This is a genomic window from Thermogemmatispora carboxidivorans (assembly GCF_000702505.1).
Taxonomy (GTDB): domain Bacteria; phylum Chloroflexota; class Ktedonobacteria; order Ktedonobacterales; family Ktedonobacteraceae; genus Thermogemmatispora; species Thermogemmatispora carboxidivorans.
This window is the reverse complement of the sequence record NZ_JNIM01000001.1, coordinates 3,575,372-3,591,212: the sequence shown is the minus strand read 5'-3', so window position 1 is coordinate 3,591,212 and position 15,841 is coordinate 3,575,372. Positions and strand designations below refer to the sequence as shown.

General features: G+C 59.7%; 13 protein-coding genes and 1 pseudogene. 11 read left to right on the top strand and 3 right to left on the bottom strand.

The annotated features are described in order from the left end of the window. The first annotated feature begins 188 nt into the window (after positions 1 to 188). The 3 genes from N688_RS14080 to N688_RS14070 all read left to right on the top strand — a co-directional run bounded on the left by N688_RS14080 (position 189) and on the right by N688_RS14070 (position 4,416). Positions 189 to 695 carry a (2Fe-2S)-binding protein gene (locus N688_RS14080; protein WP_052889875.1) on the top strand — a complete coding sequence of 169 codons (507 nt, stop codon included), beginning with the start codon at positions 189 to 191 and terminating at the stop codon, positions 693 to 695. Between the two features lie 346 nt (positions 696 to 1,041). Then, positions 1,042 to 3,396, top strand: a complete 2,355-nt coding sequence (locus tag N688_RS14075; protein WP_052889874.1) for a xanthine dehydrogenase family protein molybdopterin-binding subunit — start codon at positions 1,042 to 1,044, stop codon at positions 3,394 to 3,396. 150 nt (positions 3,397 to 3,546) lie between these two features. Next, on the top strand, positions 3,547 to 4,416 hold the full coding sequence (locus N688_RS14070; RefSeq protein WP_052889873.1) for an FAD binding domain-containing protein: 870 nt from the start codon (positions 3,547 to 3,549) through the stop codon (positions 4,414 to 4,416). Between the two features lie 139 nt (positions 4,417 to 4,555). Here the strand turns inward: N688_RS14070 and N688_RS23870 are convergent, their stop codons facing one another. Further along, positions 4,556 to 5,152, bottom strand: coding sequence for a tetratricopeptide repeat protein (locus N688_RS23870; RefSeq protein ID WP_156025423.1), 597 nt, complete (start codon positions 5,150 to 5,152; stop codon positions 4,556 to 4,558). A gap of 1,145 nt (positions 5,153 to 6,297) precedes the next feature. On the opposite strand from N688_RS23870, the pseudogene N688_RS24000 reads away from it, so the two are divergent. From N688_RS24000 to N688_RS14035, 7 genes and pseudogenes are all read left to right on the top strand, one after another. Next, a pseudogene (locus N688_RS24000) lies at positions 6,298 to 7,278 on the top strand (AfsR/SARP family transcriptional regulator); the annotation flags it as partial. Between the two features lie 240 nt (positions 7,279 to 7,518). Next, entirely contained in the window at positions 7,519 to 8,616 is a 1,098-nt protein-coding gene (locus tag N688_RS23605; RefSeq protein WP_052889871.1) for a hypothetical protein, read from the top strand. Positions 8,617 to 8,640: 24 nt separating this feature from the next. Next, a complete protein-coding gene (locus tag N688_RS14055; protein WP_052889870.1) occupies positions 8,641 to 9,027 on the top strand; it encodes a cupin domain-containing protein in 387 nt (128 codons plus the stop codon). 98 nt (positions 9,028 to 9,125) lie between these two features. Beyond that, positions 9,126 to 10,016, top strand: a complete 891-nt coding sequence (locus N688_RS14050) for a class I SAM-dependent methyltransferase (protein WP_052889869.1) — start codon at positions 9,126 to 9,128, stop codon at positions 10,014 to 10,016. 21 nt (positions 10,017 to 10,037) lie between these two features. Further along, entirely contained in the window at positions 10,038 to 10,928 is an 891-nt protein-coding gene (locus tag N688_RS14045) for a class I SAM-dependent methyltransferase (RefSeq protein ID WP_052889868.1), read from the top strand. A gap of 21 nt (positions 10,929 to 10,949) precedes the next feature. Further along, the gene (locus N688_RS14040) at positions 10,950 to 11,840 is read left to right on the top strand and encodes a class I SAM-dependent methyltransferase (protein WP_052889867.1); all 891 of its coding nucleotides are present in this window, start codon (positions 10,950 to 10,952) and stop codon (positions 11,838 to 11,840) included. Positions 11,841 to 11,861: 21 nt separating this feature from the next. Next, positions 11,862 to 12,749 (top strand): class I SAM-dependent methyltransferase, encoded by an 888-nt coding sequence (locus N688_RS14035; protein WP_052889866.1) that lies wholly within the window; start codon positions 11,862 to 11,864, stop codon positions 12,747 to 12,749. Positions 12,750 to 12,891: 142 nt separating this feature from the next. Here N688_RS14035 and N688_RS22865 read toward each other — a convergent pair whose 3' ends face one another. Then, entirely contained in the window at positions 12,892 to 13,257 is a 366-nt protein-coding gene (locus N688_RS22865) for a hypothetical protein (RefSeq protein ID WP_052889865.1), read from the bottom strand. Between the two features lie 243 nt (positions 13,258 to 13,500). Between N688_RS22865 and N688_RS14025 the strand changes: the two genes are divergently transcribed. Next, on the top strand, positions 13,501 to 14,604 hold the full coding sequence (locus tag N688_RS14025) for an aminopeptidase (RefSeq protein ID WP_052889864.1): 1,104 nt from the start codon (positions 13,501 to 13,503) through the stop codon (positions 14,602 to 14,604). A 123-nt stretch (positions 14,605 to 14,727) separates the two neighbouring features. Here the strand turns inward: N688_RS14025 and N688_RS14020 are convergent, their stop codons facing one another. Further along, a complete protein-coding gene (locus N688_RS14020; RefSeq protein ID WP_052889863.1) occupies positions 14,728 to 15,711 on the bottom strand; it encodes an NAD-dependent epimerase/dehydratase family protein in 984 nt (327 codons plus the stop codon). Positions 15,712 to 15,841: the final 130 nt, after the last annotated feature.

The window sequence follows — 15,841 nt, the reverse complement described above, 5'->3', positions numbered from 1 at the left end:
GCCTGCGGCCCTGTGGCTGGGCCGATGGCTCATGCGCCCAGGCCATCCGCTTCTCTGGCTGCAGTCCAATGCACAGACACGAGCTGTTCCCTTATGGTCCTATGCTGTTCCAGGCCCCTGTATACTGAACTGAGGGCGGAAGCTCATTCACGGGCCTGATGAAACCGACCACATGGAGGGTATCACCAATGACGACGAAGCGCGAAATCACGGTGACTGTGAATGGTCAGCAATACCGTTCAGAGATCGAACCGCGCATGTTGCTGGTGCATTATTTGCGCGATGTGCTGGACCTGACGGGTACGCACATCGGCTGTGACACCTCGCAGTGTGGGGCCTGTACCGTGCTCCTCAATGGTGAGGCGGTCAAGTCCTGTACTGTGCTGGCCGTGCAGGCGGACGGCTGTGAGGTGACGACCATTGAGGGCCTGGCTCCGGAGGGACAGCTGCATCCGTTGCAGGAAGGTTTTTGGGAGAAGCATGGGCTGCAGTGTGGTTTCTGCACGCCGGGCATGATCATGGCGGCCTACCAGTTGCTGAAGACCAACCCCAAGCCGAGCGAGGAGGAGATCCGTAAGGGTCTAGAGGGCAATATCTGCCGCTGCACAGGCTATCAAAATATTGTGCGGGCTGTCCAGTATGCGGCGGAGAAGCTGCAGGCTGGCGTCTCGCAGCCCGTCGGTGCCAGCGAGTAGCGTCAGTCAGGCTCTCCTGGCCTCTCTTCTGCTGCACTGAGCCGGCGTCCCGCTATCGGGCTGGCCCGGCCCGGTTCTCAACCCCATGCATTGCCTTGACCCGGCAAAGCCAGCCGCGCTGGCGCTGCTCCAGCGAGGTTCGGCGGTGCTCGACAGTCGTTACTGGCGTTCACGTAGTCATCCAGCAACAAGAAGCGTGCTTACCTGGTTCAGACAGCGCTGTCTGCAGGCCGTCCGCCTCTTCGTTCCGCGTGGGGCGAGGCGGGCTGTGTTGGCTGGGTTGAACTGGCCAGGTCTCCTCTAGACGTCTCTGTTGCCTGTTACGAGGAGAAAGGAACGGTTGCTTATGGGTATTGCTGCACTGGTTGGTACGCCGATTAAGCGGCGCGAAGATCCCCGTCTGATCACCGGTCAAGCGACCTACGTCGACGATCTCAAGCTCGCTGGCATGCTCTACATGGCTGTCTTACGCAGTCCTTATGGCCATGCGCGCATTCGCAGCATCAATACGGAGGCAGCCAGGCAGGCTCCGGGCGTGGTGGCGGTCTATACGGCTCAGGACCTCAAGGGGGTAGTTGGCTCTATCCCGGTGGCGGCTCCGTTGCCGCCGCACATCACCAATGGCATGGGCCGACGTGGGCCGCTGGCTGAGGGCAAGGTCCGTTTCTACGGCGATCCGGTGGCGGTGGTGATCGCCGAGAGCCGTTACGGGGCGCGCGATGCCCTCGATCTGATCGAGGTCGACTACGAGCCGCTGCCGGCGGTAGTTGATCCTGAGAAGGCGGCTCAGCCCGATGCGCCTTTGCTCTATGAGGAGTTTGGGACGAATGTGGCCGCCTCGGTGCATCCCCCGACCGATGAGATCGACCGTGTCTTTGCCGAGACCCAGGCCAACGGCGGCGTTGTGGTCAAGCAGCGCATAGTTAATCAGCGGCTGGCTCCCTCGCCGATGGAGACGCGCGGGGTAGTGGCGGAGTTCCGCAAGGCGGATCGCACGCTGACTGTCTGGAGTTCTTCGCAGATTCCTCACCTGTTGCGCAACTACCTGGCCGAGCAGCTCGGTCTGCCGCAGCATCAGGTCCGGGTGATTGTGCCCGAGGTCGGTGGTGGCTTTGGCTGCAAGCTCAATATTTATCCTGAAGAGGCCCTGGCTGCCTTTGCGGCCATGAAGACGGGCCGCCCGGTCAAGTGGATCGAGGATCGCAGCGAGAATCTGGCGGTGACGATCCACGGGCGCGACCAGATCGATTATGTGGAGGTGGCGGCGACCCGCGAGGGAAAGATCACGGGCTTGAAGGTCCATGTGGTCTCGGACTTGGGCGCTTACCTGCAGTTCTTTACGGATGTGATCGCGATTGCCTTTACGCTGCCGATGATCTGCGGCTGCTACGATATCCCGGTGGCCTATGGCAGTTGCGATATTGTCTTTACCAATAAGGCTCCGACCGATGCCTATCGCGGCGCGGGTCGGCCCGAGGCGGCTTATATCGCGGAGCGAGCTGTTGATCTGGTGGCTCATGCCCTGGGCAAAGATCCTGCCGAGGTGCGCATGATCAATTTTGTGAAGCCGGAGCAGTTCCCGCATAAGATGGCCACCGGGACGGTCTACGATAGCGGCAACTATCAGCTGGCTCTAGAGAAGGCCATGCAGTTGATCGGCTATCAGCAGCTGCGGGCCGAGCAGGCGCAGCTGCGGGCCCAGGGGAAGCTGATGGGGATCGGCATCTCTTCCTATGTGGAGATCTGCGGCATTGGTCCCAAGGGCTTGACCCCCTTTGGTCTGTATGAGAGCGCGCGGGTGCGTGTCGATCAGAGCGGCGATGTCTTGATCTATACGGGGGCTTCGCCGCATGGGCAGGGCGAGGAGACGACCTTTGCGCAGATTGCCGCCGATGAGTTTGGCATTCCGATTGAGCGCGTGCTGGTGCTGCACGGCGATACCGATTCGACGCCCGAGGGGCGCGGCACCTACGGCAGCCGAACGACGGCGGTGGGCGGGACGGCGGTCTATAATGCGGTGCAGAAGCTGAAGGAGAAGATGAAGCAGATTGCCGCCCATATGCTGGAGGCCAGCCCGGCGGATGTGACGCTGGAGGATGGCAGGTTCTCGGTGACTGGGGCGCCGCAGAAGGCGGTGACTTTCGCTGAGGTGGCGGCGGCGGCCAATTTCTCGAATACGCTGCCACCGGGGATTGAGCCGGGACTGGAGACGACGGTCTTCTTTGAGCCGGAAGCCTGTACCTTCCCGTTCGGGACGCATATCTGCGTTGTGGAGATCGATAAGGATACGGGCGAGGTGCATCTGAGGCGCTATGTGGCCGTCGATGACTGTGGGCGCCAGTTGAATCCGTTGTTAGTGGCGGGCCAGATCCACGGGGGCATCGTTCAGGGGGTCGGGCAGGCGCTCTTTGAGGGCGTGGTCTACGATGAGAATGGCCAGTTGCTGACGTCGACGTTTATGGACTATGCGATGCCGCTGGCTTCGGAGCTGCCGCCTTTTGAGCTGGATCATACGGTGACGCCAACACCGTATAATCCGCTCGGGGTCAAGGGCGTGGGCGAGGCCGGCACCATCGCGGCGACACCAGCGGTGGCCGCGGCGGTGGCCGATGCGCTCGGTCTGCCACATGTCGATATCCCGTTGACGCCTGAGCGCATCTGGCGGATTATCCAGCAGCAGCAGGCCCAGCCGCAGGCGTAAAGCGCGTTGGTGGCTGCTGCTCTTGCCCTGACGAACGTCGATGATGAAGGCCAGGGCGGGCGGGTGCGGGCCGGTCAAGGGGCCGCCTGATCCGGCTGGCTGGCCTGCACGCCCTCTGCCTTGACGTACGATGCGAGGAGGAGATGTCTGATGATTCCTGCCGCTTTTGAGTATCATCCTGCGACCTCGGTGGATGAGGCCATTGCCCTGCTCTCGCAGTACGGTGATGATGCCAAGCTGCTGGCCGGAGGCCATAGTCTGCTTCCGACAATGAAGCTGCGCCTGGCCCAGCCTGCCCACTTGATCGATATTGGCCGCATTCCTGGCCTTTCTTATATTCGAGAGGAGCAGGGAGCGGTAGCGGTCGGGGCTTTGACGACCTATGCGACGATTGAGCGTTCGGAGGTCCTGCGCCGGCATTTTGCCCTCTTGCCCGAGTGTGCTTCGGTGATCGGTGATCCGCAGGTGCGCAATCGGGGGACGATCGGCGGCAGTATTTCGCATGCTGATCCGTCGGCGGACATGCCGGGGGCGGTGCGCGCGCTGAGGGCGGAGATTCGTGTGCGCGGCCCCAATGGGGAGCGAACGGTCGCGGCGGATGATTTCTTCCTGGGGACCTTCACGACGGCCCTGGAGCCGGGCGAGATAGTGACGGAGATTCGTTTCCCGCTGCCGCCGGCGCGCACGGGCAGCGCCTATACCAAGCTGGCCAATAAGGCGTCGCACTACGCGGTCGCCGGCTGTGCGGCGGTGGTGACCTTGGGGGCCGATGGCACCTGTACGGCGGCCAGTGTGGTGATTACGGGGGCGGGGACGATGCCGACACGGGCCTCGACGGTGGAGGCGGCCCTGGTGGGCAAGCAGCTGGATGAGGCGACGGTGGCCGAGGCGGCCAGCCATGCCGCTGAGGGCCTGGAGCTGATGGAGGATATCCACGGTTCGAAGCAGTATCGGGCGCAGATGGCCGCTGTGATGGCGCGCCGTGCTATTCTGAAGGCTGCCGAGCGCGCGCGCGGCTAAGCATCGGCATCTAAAACGGCGACTCCTGTCCCCCCGCCACTGGTCCACGACTGGCTGGGCGCGGGACTTGAGGACCCTGGGCGGGCCAGCCCGAGCAGGCTCCGCTCAGGGTCCTCTTATTGTAAGGGCTTGATCTCAGTCACAAACCTTCGTCAGCCTGGCCCTCCAGCAAAGAGGAGCCAGTGATCTGCTTCTGCTGTTGGCAGAATTTTTCTGATCTCTTTCCAAACCCCTGCGATACAGACGACAGCCCTTCAATTAGTCGCTGCCTGGCCTGTAGATGCGTCTGAGCCTCGGTCAGGGCCGACAAAGAGCACCCTTCGCGGTAGTGAGCGAGAGCTTGAGCGACTTGCCCCTGGGTCATGAGAAGGTCGCCTAATAGAATCTCACTGTGGGCCAACAACAGGTGATAGTCCTCTTGCCTGGCAAGTGCTTGGGCCTGAAGACAATAGTGGTTGGCCGCTGCATATTGGCCGGAGTGCTGCAGCACTCCGGCCATCTCCAAGAAGCTGTGTGCCTGGAGATAGCGATTCTGGAGGCGTTGAGCGCCTTCACAGACGTTGCGGAGACGGCTTATCGCTTCTGGCCAGCTTTTTTTACAGGCAGCAAGACGGCCTAAGCCATGCTCGATGAGCAAGGCAACTTCTTCATCGCCCTTGCAATCCCTTGCCAGCATGTGCGCCTGTTGGAATAGCTCTGCTGCTTGTTTAAGCTGAGTCTTGGCCAGAGCGATCAACCCCTGATAATAGAAGAGGGTAGCGATTCCTGGTTGGTAGGCAGCTTGCTGATAGTACGTAAGGGCTGCGTGAAAGTGTTTTTCGGCATGGGCAAGCTCTCGAAAGGAGTGCCAGACCAGACCAAGCGCAGCGTGACTCATCCCTATCGCGAGAGCGTTGCCCCGGCTCTGTTCTGCAAGCTGGAGATGAAGGCGCAAGCCGACCAGACAGTAAAGGAAAGCTTTTGAGAGGCGCCCTTGTAGATGCAGCGCCTGACCGATCTCGCTTATCAGGAAGGCAGACCAGCGAGAATCAGGGTCTCTTCTGTAGAAAGATAGGGCGTTCTGATAGGCTTGCAATGCCAGTCGCGAGCGACCGGAGCGGCGGTAGATCAAGCCACACCACCCCTGTAGCCTTGCTGCCTCAGCTGGCAACTGGGCAGATACTGCTAGCTTCCAAGCTTCTTCGAAGATGCGCAATGCCTCTGCTAACTGACCCTGTTGGAATGCCTGCCTGCCAAGCCTGGTCAGAGAATCGAGGTGGTGGGACTGTGATGCATAGTCGCTCTCTTCTGCCAATGAAGCTGCACGGAACTGGGGACTGGTGTTGCTCATCTGGGCCTGGTCTCTCAGGCCAACCAGGTGAGGCGACTGGTGATCTGGCGGCTGGCAAGGGTTCGCTGTAAGCATAGATCCGCTCTCCTTTCTGTATTCCTACCTTCTGAAGCCGTCCTGCTGCCAAAGATAGCTTGGCTCCAGGGTCTCTTCTCTCGGTTCCTCCTGGTGTTTTAATTTCATTTATGTAAAATTTTTCTGATCAATGAAAGTCTAGCATATGCTCAGTTCACCAGTACGCTATGAGAATGGCTTTTGCTACCGTAGTTATCATGATATACCTGTATTCAGGATGATCGACGGAGCGAAGTTTATAGATTGTCTCGCGTTGTTCATTCCAGACACGGATCAAGTAGCCCAGGATGACGGAGCTGGGAGTACCAGAGGAAGAAGCTATCACTGCCTGGAGCCTGGGCGTGTAAGCTTCTTGTGCGCTGCTGTCTGTTCTTTATACCCATCTCTAGCTTTTCTGGTAACATCTCGTGGCCAGCTGTGACTTTCTCTGAACTCTCTCTTGAGCCTGTGCGGCATCTGGCGCCGTAAGCGAATGGATGGTATACTTTAGAAAAAGCATTTATATACTCTTGTGTAAAAGGTTTTTCAGAAGAGGAAAATCACAGCTGGCCAGGTTCAGTTTTACTGCCAGGTGCCTGGAGGAGGGCTCTCGCAGAATGGAAGAGAAGAACGGCATCGAGGTCCAGCCCAGGGGAGACTCGGTAGGACAGAAGCGGAGGGAGTCCTGGCTTGTGCTACGCACCTTCGGTCGGTTGACGGTGCAAGGGCCGGAGCAGGCTCCTAGGCGGGTGTGGTCCAGTCGTGTCCTCTCTCAGGGAGAGCAGAAGGGGATTCGCAGAAAGAGCCTAAGCAGCTATCAGCATATTTTTGCGCTGTTGGCTGCCTTGTTGTGCCAGCCGGAGCGGCTAGCCACACGTGAAGACCTGCAGGAGTGGCTCTTTGGAGACTATTCTCCTCGCAAGGCGGCGGCTCGGCTCGATGATACGGCATCTCGCCTGCGCTGTCTATTAAGGTCTGTAGTGCCAGAAGTTGAACCTGATAGATTATTTTGGTTAGAGCAGGCTGGTGTAAGCAGGGCCTATCGTATAGCTCCCTATCCGACTGTCTGGTTGGATGTCGATGCATTTTTATGGTATATGGAGCAGGCCAGTCGTTTTGAACGTTTCGGAGAGCCAGGTTTAGCCTTAGTCTGTTGGGAACGGGCCTTTCAGCTCGGGCGACGGGGTGTCTTCCTGGCCGGTTGCTATGCTCCCTGGCTGGAAGCAAGGCGTGAACTGCTCGAAGGCCTCCTGAGCCAGTGCGTTCAGGCACTCGTGCGCTGCTATCTGCATCAAGGGGGAATTGCTCAAGCTGAACTCTATCTTCGCCTCCTCCTGGAAAGGCAGCCAGAAAATGAAGATGTCTTTAGATTACTTGTGGAACTATTAGGAGAGAGAGGAGCATATCAAGAAATTGAAATAACTTATGGCCGTCTGCAGGAAGCGCTAGGGCGAGCGGGTCGCCGTCCAGAGCCTCAGACCGAAGAGCTTGTGGCTTACCTATGCGCGCGTCCTCTGGTGCGGTGGTTGGCAGTGCCTCATCTTCGGCCTCATCTTCGGCTGCGGACCAGCCAGGCACACCAGAGATCAGACGAATTGCCGACTGGTCGCTCCGGAATTATCCTCGGTGGGCCCTCCACGTGGCAATCCTCCTGTTCAGCTGCGCCCGCTAGCGTTGAATCTCAGCACCTCCGAGGGGTGAGAGAGGAGAGCCAGGACATGCCTTCATTCGACTATGCCCGACGAGAATTACTTCGTGCCTTGCAGCGCATGGTGGTGGCCCTTGGGGCCGGAGCGGTTGGGACTAGCGAGCTTCTCCAGGCTAGTAAGGAGCTAAGACAGCCTGTTGCCCTCTCAAAAGCTTCTCTTGATTTGGATCTCTTGTACCTGCTCTTGAACTCTCTAGAAAAGCTTTTGCAGCAGGGAGAGCATCAATATGTATTGACTGTAACGCAAAGTCTCTATGAGCGTTGGCTAGCTGCTCCCGACCTGCGCGATGACACGGCAATGGCCTCTTGGGAGTTACGCCTTGGGTTACTTATGGCGTGTGCTCTGGAGTATGTACTTTCTTGGTACCAACGTGCTCCACAGCTCATTGCCTTCTACAATGAACTGGAGGGGCGTTTTCTACGTGCTGGCAATCTCAAGAAGGACAAGGAGCGCCTTCAAGCTGCGCAGTTGCTTGCTCGCCGTGGGAGGCATCAGCGTGTGCTCTGGCGTTTTGAAGAGGCTGAGCAGGCGTGTCAAGAAGGCCTCCAGTTGCTTCAGGGGCAAGAGCTGTCTCCCCTCTGGACCCATTTCCTGTGTGAGTATGCTCATCTCGCTGCTACCCGTGGTGATGAGAACTTGTGGTTACAGCGGCTAGACGCCGCTCGCAGCAGCGTGCTTGCACTTCCTGGCAGTGAACGAGCCAAAGCACTCAATCAGGTTACCTATATGCAGGGGGAAGGCTACAAGCGTCTTGCTTTTCATCTGCACAAACCGCTGGCGTTAGCTCGCCGGGAGCAAGCTGCACGTCTCGCATACCAGCTTTTCCAAGAGTGGGACGGCCTGAGTATCGAGCTGCCCGGCTTTGAGTCCCTGGTTATGCAAGTTTCTCGTGCTCAATGTCTCATTCTGCTTGATCCTGCAGCAGCGATCGAGGAGGCCCAGCGCCTGATTCTTGTAGTTCAGGATCACTATCCAACCCTCTTGGGAAAGCTGTCGCGTCTCATCTGGCTAGCTGAGCAACGCCTGCAGCTCGGCGATGCTGGCTTCCTCTCCCTCTTGCAAGAAGGGAAAACGATCGCCTACTCAGCAGGCTATCAGTTGCTCTGAGAGCGTTGTGAGAGGAGAGCAATTATGACCGGTCAAAACCATTCCTCGCCCACTCAAAAACACCCGCAGCCTCTCAGACGGGCGAGAGAGGCTGTCCCGCTGGAGCCAACCCGTCATGGGGCACTCAAGCGGGTCCTTCTTTACCGTGAAGAGGCGCTCTCAACCCTGTGTTTTGTCAATGAGGTGGAGGTTGCTCCCGGCGAGACGATCCACAGCCACGCCCATGAAACGATGCAAGAGGTATTTTATCTACTGGAAGGGGAAGGCCAGATGAGGCTTGGTGAGCAGTCACTCACGGTGAAAGAGGGAGACTGTCTACTTGTCCCTCCTCTGCTGCCTCATGAGATTACAAATGCTGGCTCGCTTCCACTACGCTTTCTCTGCTTTGGCATCGAAGTAGATCAGCCGTAATGCAATGGCGCGAGCTGACTCGTCACTATCGTTGTCAGGCAAATTCTAATGGAACAGTGTTCCGCTGCCTAGAAGGGAGTAAACAGAGGAGAACGGCGATGGCTCTTGAAGAGAAGCATCGTAAAGAGCTGGAGAGTAGCCGCAGCACCTACTTGATTGACTCTGAGAATACCGGTGAGTTAGCGCGCCTGATGCTGCAGGATCGCATCCTCACCGCGGGCATGGGCGGCCTCTTCCCCGAGTTTCCTGAAGGGGCACCGCTGCCCGCAGGGGGGCGCGTCCTCGACCTGGCCTGCGGCCCGGGAGGCTGGGCCTTGGAAGTGGCCTTCGCCTATCCCAAAGTGGAAGTGATCGGGGTCGACATCAGCCAGGCAGTGATTGAATACGCCAACGCGCAAGCCTGGTCGCGTGGGCTGGAGAACGCCCACTTTCAAGTGATGAACGTCATGCAGCCGCTGGCCTTCCCCGATGCCACCTTTGACCTGGTCAACGGGCGGCTGCTCTTTGGCTTTATGCTGCCGGGGGCCTGGCCGAAGCTGCTGGCCGAGTGTCGGCGCCTCCTCAAGCCTGGCGGAGTGATCCGGCTGACGGAAACTGAGCTGACGTTGACGACCAGCCCTGCACTGGAGCGCTATCAGGCACTGCTCTGCGATGCTCTTAAGAAGGCGGGCCAGAGCTTCTCAGCAGACGGGCGCCATGTTGGTCTCACGCCGGTGCTGCCTAAATTGGTGAGGCAGGCGGGCTTTGCTAACGTGCGACTGCGAGCCAGCGCCGTCGAGTGGTCGATGGGAACCGAAGCCCATTATCCGGTCTTCAAAGACTGGCTGATGGGCTTAGAACTTATGAGGCCCTTTGTGATGAAGATGGAGAGCCTCGATAAGAGCGATGTAGAGCGCTTAGAGCAACAGGCAGTAGCCGAGATGCAGCAAGAGGAGTTTTGTGGGCTGTACTCGCTGCTGACGGTCTGGGGATACGCGCCCCAGGACTAGAGGAGAGCAAGGAAGAGAGGCATGATGGACTCTGCCGAGAAGAACAGCGTGCCAGAAGAGGGCCAGAACACCTACGTGATCGATTCGGAGAATGCGGGTGAGCTGGCCCGTCTGATGCATCAGGACCAGATGCTGACCCGTGGAATGGGGGGTCTCTTGCCGGAGTTTCCAGAAGGGGCACCGCTGCCCGAAGGGGGGCGCGTCCTCGACCTGGCCTGCGGCCCGGGAGGCTGGGCCTTAGAACTCGCCTTCGCTTATCCCAAAGTGGAAGTGATCGGGGTCGACATCAGCCAGGCGGTGATCGAGTATACGCGAGCGCAGGCCTGGTCGCGGGGGCTGCAGAACGCCCATTTTCAGGTGATGAATGTCATGCAGCCGCTGGCCTTCCCCGATGCCACCTTTGACCTGGTCAACGGGCGGTTACTGTTAGGCTTCATGCTGCCGGGGGCCTGGCCGAAGCTGCTGGCCGAGTGTCGGCGTCTGCTCAAGCCGGGTGGGGTGATCCGGCTGACCGAAGCCGAGCCAGCATTAACGACCAGCCCTGCACTGGAGCGCTTCCAGGCACTCTGCTGTGAGGCGCTCAAGAAGGCGGGTCAGAGCTTCTCGGCAGACGGGCGCCACTTTGGGATCACGCCGGTGCTGCCTAAATTGGTGCGTCAGGCCGGCTTTCGCGAGGTGAAGCTGCGGGCCAGCGCCGTCGAGTGGTCAATGGGAACTGAGGCCCATTATCCGGTCTTCAAGGATTATTTGATGGGGCTCGAACTCATTCGGCCATTTCTGATCAAGATGGGGGTGGGCACCCCCCAGGAGCTAGAACATCTGGCTCAGCTTGCTGTAGCCGAGATGCAGCAAGAGGAGTTTTGTGGGCTGTACTCGCTGCTGACGGTCTGGGGATACGCGCCCCAGGACTAGAGGAGAGCAAGGAAGAGAGGCATGATGGACTCTGCCGAGAAGAACAGCGTGCCAGAAGAGGGCCAGAACACCTACGTGATCGATTCGGAGAATGCGGGTGAGCTGGCCCGTCTGATGCATCAGGACCAGATGCTGACCCGTGGAATGGGGGGTCTCTTGCCGGAGTTTCCAGAAGGGGCGCCGCTGCCCGAAGGGGGGCGCGTCCTCGACCTGGCCTGCGGCCCGGGAGGCTGGGCCTTAGAACTCGCCTTTGCCTATCCCAAAGTGGAAGTGATCGGGGTCGACATCAGCCAGGCGGTGATCGAGTATGCGCGAGCGCAGGCCTGGTCGCGGGGGCTGCAGAACGCCCATTTTCAGGTGATGAATGTCATGCAGCCGCTGGCCTTCCCCGATGCCACCTTTGACCTGGTCAACGGGCGGTTACTGTTAGGCTTCATGCTACCGGGGGCCTGGCCGAAGCTGCTGGCCGAGTGTCGGCGTCTGCTCAAGCCCGGCGGGGTGATCCGGCTGACAGAGGCGGAGCTACCATTGTCCACCAGCCCAGCTTTGGAGCGTCTGCATGCGCTGTTCTGCGAGGCGCTCAAGAAGGCGGGTCAAAGCTTCTCGGCAGACGGGCGCCAGGTGGGCATTACCCCGGTGCTGCCTAAATTGGTGCGCCAGGCCGGCTTTCGCGAGGTGAAGCTGCGGGCCAGCGCCGTCGAGTGGTCAATGGGAACTGAGGCCCATTATGCCGTCTTCAAGGATTATTTGATGGGCCTCGAACTGGGTCAGCCGTTTCTGATCAAGATGGGGATCGCCACTCAAGAAGAGCTGCGACTTCTCAGCCAGCAGGCGCTGGCGGAAATGCAGCAAGAGGAGTTTTGTGGGCTGTACTCGCTGCTGACGGTCTGGGGATACGCGCCCCAGGACTAGAGGAGAGCAAGGAAGAGAGGCATGATGGACTCTGCCGAGAAGAACAGCGTGCCAGAAGAGGGCCAGAACACCTATGTGATCGATTCGGAGAATGCGGGTGAGCTGGCCCGTCTGATGCATCAGGACCAGATGCTGACCCGTGGAATGGGGGGTCTCTTGCCGGAGTTTCCAGAAGGGGCGCCGCTGCCCGAAGGGGGGCGCGTCCTCGACCTGGCCTGCGGCCCGGGAGGCTGGGCCTTAGAACTCGCCTTTGCCTATCCCAAAGTGGAAGTGATCGGGGTCGACATCAGCCAGGCGGTGATCGAGTATGCGCGAGCGCAGGCCTGGTCGCGGGGGCTGCAGAACGCCCATTTTCAGGTGATGAATATCATGGAGCCGCTGGCCTTCCCCGATGCCACCTTTGACCTGGTCAACGGGCGGTTGCTGTTAGGCTTCATGCTGCCGGGGGCCTGGCCGAAGCTGCTGGCCGAGTGTCGGCGTCTGCTCAAGCCGGGTGGGGTGATCCGGCTCACCGAGTCCGAGTCCGGCCTGACGAACAGCCCAGCTGCGGAGCGCTTCAACGCTCTCCTGACGGAGGCCTTCAAGAAGGCGGGCCAGAGCTTCTCGGCAGACGGGCGCCACTTTGGGATCACGCCGGTGCTGCCGCGGCTGGTGCGCCAGGCCGGCTTTCGCGAGGTGAAGCTGCGGGCCAGCGCCATTGAGTGTTCGATGGGGACCGAAGGCTACTATCCAATGCTCAAAGACTGGCTGATGCTCCAGGAGCTGATCCAACCATTCTTGATCAAAATGGGAGTAGCTACAAGCGAAGAGCTTAGGCACCTGACCCAGCAAGCGACAGCAGAAGTGCAGCAGGAAGACTTTTGTGGCCTCTACACACTGCTGACGGTCTGGGGACACAAGCCCCGCTAGAGGCAGGCAGGCAGTGGCGACAGCAGAACCTCTCCTGTGGGCTGCAAGGCGACCAGCTCGGCTCGATTCAGAATCAGCGAAAAAGGAACCTCCTGAGCAAGGGGGAAGCGTTCCTCAACGCTTCCCCCTTCCCAGAGCAGACTCAGAAGCCGTGATGACCACCAGCGTCCCCACCGAAATGGCCGCCGAAGTGACCGCCAGTATGACCGCCGAAATGGCCACCGGCATGACCGCCGAAGTGACCGCCGGCATGACCGCTATGGTGAGAACCCGACGAATGTGACGGCAGCGATGTCTCTGGATGCGGCGCATGGCGATGGTGGCTATGCACACTGCCGCTGACCGGCTGATCACCCCCTGTCTCGATCGCCTCCTCCTCCAGAGTGCTGCCTCGCCCAACACCAGCACACGCCGCCGGGCCGTGCCTCCGTCGCTGCAGCAAGCTGCTGATGACAGCCAGTCCCAGGGAAATCAGGGCAAGCACAAGAATTACAATGGCAATGCTCATCTGGTTTCTACCGCTCCTTTCTGCTCTGAGAACAACAATAGCACTGTTGCCAGACATGACAGAAAACAGCTTCCTCTCTTAAAGAGAGACGAATCCCCATTGTAATCTTCCAAGCCTTTCCAACGGCAGTACTGGGATCGGCAAGAGATTGCGCTCGGCTGCGCTGGCTGGTCTTCTGACCTTATGCTATCATCATCAGTCAGAAACAAGACGTGTGCGAGGAAAAGAAGAAAGGAAAGCCACATGCACGACATTCGACTGGTCCGTTGGGCGCGGACCCTGGTTGACTACTGCCTCCAGGTGCAGCCAGGTCAGCTTGTCGCCATCCAATCCACGCCCCTGGCCGCGCCCCTGATCGAGAACGTCTATCGAGAGCTTTTGCGCGCTGGAGCGTATCCCCTGTCCCTGCTCAACCTGGACAGACTGGAGGAGCTACTGCTACGCGAAGGCAACGACGACCAGCTACAAAACACCCCCTTGCTCCTCGAAGGTTTCGCCGAACGCATTGCCGCTCGCCTGGGAATCGAAGCCGAGAGCAACACCAGCGCTCTTACCACTCTCGACCCAGGCCGCCTGGCCAGACGGCGCAAAGCCCAGGGAGCCATCAGAAACCGCCTTCAGCAGCGCGAGCAAGGGGGCAGCTATCGCTGGTGCCTGACCCTTTATCCCACCGAAGCCTATGCCCAGGACGCCGGCCTCTCCCTGAGCGAATTCGAAGAATTCGTCTTCGAAGCCTGTTTTCTCAACGATCCTGATCCTGCCGCCCGCTGGCGGGACCTCTCGCAGCAACAGCAGCGTCTCGTTGCCTGGCTTGAAGGGAAAGAGCGCATTCGTGTCCTCAGCGAAGGCACCGACCTGACCCTTTCCGTGGTTGGGCGGCGCTTCATCAACAGCGACGGGCGGCGCAACTTCCCCAGCGGCGAAATCTTCACCAGTCCCGTCGAAGACAGCCTCGAAGGCACCATCACCTTCGACCTGCCCAGTACCGTTGACGGGCGCCTTGTCGAAGGCATCCGCCTGGCCTTCGCCGGCGGCAAAGTCGTCGAAGCCAGCGCCCGCCAGGGACAAGACTATCTGCTGCGCATGCTTGATATCGACAGCGGAGCGCGTATTGCTGGGGAATTTGCCTTTGGCAACAACTGGAATATTCAGCGGAGCACGCGCAACATCCTCTTCGACGAAAAAATCGGCGGCACCATTCACCTCGCCCTGGGGGCCAGCTACCCCGAAGCAGGGGGACAGAACCGCTCGGCCCTGCACTGGGACATGATTTGCGACCTGCGCAAGGGCGGCGAAGTCTGGGTTGACGACACCCTCTTCCTGAAAGACGGGCGCATCCTCATCTAAAGCCAGACCTGCCCGATGTGGTCCCGAGAACAGCCAGAGGCGCGTTGGCCTGCCTGCTCTTCTCAACGGGAGCAATCAGCAAACGCGCCTCAAGCGGCTTCGGGAGCTTGTTCAGCCCTCGACTCAGGCCGAAGGAGCCTGGGTCTTCTGCCAGTACGGAGAAAGCTTCAGCATCTGGCGGCGCACCATCGGGCGCAGCAGCGGCATCAGCGCCCGCACCGGGGCCGGCGGAGCCGCATACTTTGCCACATCCTGAATAATCTCCTCGAAGGAATGGCGCTGATAGCGCAGCACCCGCTGACTCTCACTCGTATCCAGCCAGTCCGTACAGTACGGCTCGTGGCCGAAAGCCTCCACTGGCAGCGAACCGATCCCCATCACCTCCAGCATGCGGTTCAAATAATCGCGATAGCGCACCTGACAAGAGGGGCCGCCGCCGATCAGCCAGATCTTCCCCCAGACCTCGTGACTGCTCACCGCATTGGCCACCGCCAGCCCGGCATCGAACGTATGCAGCATCTCCAGGCGCGTATCGAGAGGAATACGGAACATAATCGGATGGATCGGGCGCGGTCCCAAGGGGGGCACATCAGCGAAGCGGAAGATCGCCCAAGTCAAGCCGGACTGCTGCAGCATTGCCTCCCCTGCCAACTTATGGCGCGTATAATCGTCGGTTGCCTGGACCGGATCGGTCACCTTGCGCGGCGGCGGCTGATCCTGCGTGTAGCCGAACACATCCAGGCTTGAACCAAAGAGAAAGCGCGGAGGCCGGGGCTGCTGCCGTGCCACCTCAATCGCATTGCGCGTCCCCTCCACATTCACCTCATAAGCCAGCTCTAGCTTTTCATAGATATCTGGCGGCAGAATGGCTGCCAGATGGACTACCACCTCCTGATCGCGCACTGCCTCAGCCAGCACCTCACGATAGCGGATATCGCCCCATTGGATCGTCACCCGCGCGCCCGCCTCACGGCTAATCTGTGACGCCTTCTGCTCGTTACCTTTCGTACGCAGATCGAGGCAACGGACCGTATGGCCCTGGCGCAGCAACTCCTGCACCGTACTAAAACCGATATTGCCAAAAGCGCCCGTCACAAGGACTCGCATACAAGCAAAGACTCCTTCCAGCTAAATAGCAAGCTGCAACCAACAAGCTCTAAGAATCGCAACGCGCCACGGCACACCGACAGAAGTCAGGCGCACGGGCGCGCAGAGCGAGCGAAGCCAGCCAGCCAGC